This is a genomic window from Caballeronia arationis (assembly GCF_001544975.2).
GTDB classification, from domain to species: domain Bacteria; phylum Pseudomonadota; class Gammaproteobacteria; order Burkholderiales; family Burkholderiaceae; genus Caballeronia; species Caballeronia arationis.
The window spans coordinates 1-1,117 of the sequence record NZ_FCOG02000485.1 but is presented as its reverse complement, the minus strand read 5'-3'; the positions used below and the strand labels follow the sequence as shown (position 1 = coordinate 1,117).

Sequence of the window (1,117 nt, the reverse complement as noted above, 5' to 3'; positions counted from 1 at the left end):
GAATCAAACGCCGAGTCCGAGAAGGAAGGATCGACCCCTCTCCTCTGCCGATCGAACGCGCCGCGAGCGAGCCACGCGTCTACCTCGCGGGTTTCGACGTCTTTCGCCGGGACGCCAAGGATCACGGCGAGCACATCAAGCAGCTCTGCCGCGATCGCGGTTTCGTCGGGCTCTATCCGCTCGACGGGCAAGTGCCCGCCTCGCTTGGAAGGCAAGACGCTGCGCAATGGATATATGCTGCGAACATCGAACTGATCCGGTCGGCCGATATCGTGATGGCGAACCTGGACGACTTTCGGGGCGCCGGCGAGCCGGACAGCGGCACCGCTTTCGAAGTCGGCTTTGCGGTCGCGCTCGGCAAGCCCGCTTGGGCATATCGGTCTACCGAAGCGATGCTCGCTCAACGCGTTGAGGCAGCAGCGACTGAAAGCGAAGGCGCTTTCTGTGCCGGTGGCTATCTCATTGAGGACTTCGGCCTAAGCGTCAATCTAATGCTCGCGTGCTCCGCGCAGATTGTCGTTGGCGGGCCGGCAGCTTGCCTCGATGCCATCAAAAATGGAAAGGGCGGACCCTCTCTTGGTGGCGCGGGGTTGGCGAAGCGTTAGCTTCGCTGTAGGGTTTGGGGTAGGCAAACTTCAGTATATCGATTTCCATGTTTGACGATCTTTGGCTTGCTGCACCGGAGGACGCCTACGCGCAATGGCAACGTGAAGAAGCCCGGCGCCGATCGCCGCGCGTTCGCCGACCAGTCGATCGTCCAGCATCGTTCGATGTTTTCGCGGTTCCACGACTATCTGACCGCGCACCGTGTGACCGTGGCGAACTACGGAGCGGACCACCTCGACGGCTTCTTCACCGACCTCGCGCAGGACTGCGCGCCGGGCACAACGACCCGCCTGCGCTACCTCAAGCTGATCGACCGGTTCACGCGCCACCTTGTCAACGTCGAGTTACGTGCGGACAATCCGGCCGCGCTGATGCTCGTGAACGAGAGCTGGCCAGAGGACGAACCGAGGCCAATCTACCTGTCGTCGGAAGACGATGCGCGATTACAGGCGGTATGCGTCTCGACGGAAGATGCGGCGTTCAAGGAACTGAGAAATACGGCGATCGTTGC

Annotated in this window: 2 protein-coding genes; both read left to right on the top strand. The window is 61.6% G+C overall.

The features are described 5' to 3' along the window. Positions 1-605, top strand: a 605-nt coding sequence (locus tag AWB81_RS43370; RefSeq protein WP_062644758.1) for a nucleoside 2-deoxyribosyltransferase, incomplete at its 5' end; no start/stop codon positions are given. A gap of 51 nt (positions 606-656) precedes the next feature. Beyond that, positions 657-1,117 (top strand): site-specific integrase (locus AWB81_RS43365; protein WP_510183687.1); only part of this gene is annotated, 461 nt, incomplete at its 3' end.